The 1,596-nt window shown below is 59.3% G+C and carries 1 protein-coding gene; it reads left to right on the forward strand.

All coding sequences use genetic code 11. The features are described from left to right. Positions 1-256: 256 nt before the first annotated feature. Entirely contained in the window at positions 257-1,555 is a 1,299-nt protein-coding gene (aceA, locus tag CAPSK01_RS08095) for an isocitrate lyase (RefSeq protein WP_034925073.1), read from the forward strand. The last annotated feature ends 41 nt before the right edge of the window (positions 1,556-1,596 follow it).

Raw genomic sequence — 1,596 nt, forward strand, 5'->3', positions numbered from 1 at the left:
GTGCCTCCGGCCATCTCGACCTCCGAATCAAGGGCTCGGGCGGTACTCCCTGGACGGTTTTCCTCGGCGTAGCGGCTTCGTCCAACCCTCCAAAGATATCTCTTATGTCTTATATAAGAGTATTGCGGGCGGGCGAAAAGCCCTTTATACTGCACGCCATTGGTCGCCCCGAGTTGGTGCCTCAAAATGCTTTCTGGCCCCCTCCTGGTGCGTCACCATGGTCCCAACTGCACTTCATAATTTTCGTGAGGAAAACATGAGCACTAGAGAGCAACAGATTGCCGAACTGGAAAAAGACTGGGCGGAAAACCCCCGCTGGAAGGGAATCAAGCGCGGCTACTCGGCCGCTGATGTCGTCCGCCTGCGCGGTTCCTTCCCGATCGAATACACCGTCGCTCGGCGTGGTGCCGAGAAGCTCTGGAATCTCGTCAATAACGAGCCCTACGTCAACTGCCTCGGCGCACTGACTGGTGGTCAGGCGATGCAGCAGGTCAAAGCCGGTGTCAAGGCGATCTATCTATCGGGCTGGCAGGTCGCTGCCGACAACAACTCCTACGCCGCGATGTACCCCGACCAGTCGCTGTATCCGGTCGATTCGGTCCCAAAGGTCGTCGAACGCATCAACAACTCGTTCCGTCGTGCCGACGAGATCCAGCACTCCAAGGGAATCAACCCCGGTGACAAGGGTTATATCGACTACTTCGCACCGATCGTCGCTGACGCCGAAGCCGGCTTTGGTGGCGTGCTCAACGCTTTTGAACTGATGAAGGCCATGATCCGCGCCGGTGCAGCCGGTGTGCACTGGGAAGACCAGCTCGCTTCGGTCAAAAAATGCGGCCATATGGGTGGCAAGGTGCTGGTGCCGACGCAAGAAGCCGTTCAGAAGCTGATCGCCGCGCGTTTCGCTGCCGACGTTTGCGGAGTCCCGACGCTGGTCATTGCCCGCACCGACGCGGAAGCCGCCGACCTGCTGACCTCCGATTGCGACGCCAACGACACGCCCTTCGTCACCGGCGAGCGTACCTCCGAAGGCTTCTACAAAACGCGGAAAGGTCTTGAGCAGGCGATCTCGCGCGCCGTTGCCTACGCCGAATACGCCGACCTGGTATGGTGCGAGACCGGCACACCGGATCTCGAATTCGCCCGCAAGTTCGCCGAGGCGGTGCGCACCAAGCATCCCGGCAAGTTGCTGGCCTACAACTGCTCGCCGTCATTCAACTGGAAGAAAAATCTCGACGACGCGACCATCGCCAGGTTCCAGAAGGAACTCGGCGCGATGGGCTACAAGTACCAGTTCATCACCCTCGCCGGCATCCACAACATGTGGTATCACATGTTCGATCTGGCACAGGACTACGTCGCCCGCGGCATGACCGCCTACGTCGAAAAAGTCCAGGAACCGGAATTCGCAGCGCGCGACCGCGGCTACAGCTTCGTCTCGCACCAGCAAGAAGTCGGCACCGGTTACTTCGATGAGGTCACCACCGTCATCCAGGGCGGCACCTCGTCAGTGACCGCGCTGACGGGTTCGACCGAAGAAGAGCAGTTTCACTAACGGTCATGACTTTTCCAGGCACCCCCGATCATGAAAGTCAT

The sequence above is a fragment of the Candidatus Accumulibacter vicinus genome, assembly GCF_000584955.1.
Classification (GTDB): Bacteria; Pseudomonadota; Gammaproteobacteria; order Burkholderiales; family Rhodocyclaceae; genus Accumulibacter; species Accumulibacter vicinus.

Bases quoted from the DNA above. Each gene is read 5' to 3' on its own strand.
- aceA (WP_034925073.1), top strand. From the start codon at position 257: ATGAGCACTAGAGAGCAACAGATTGCCGAACTGGAAAAAGACTGGGCG.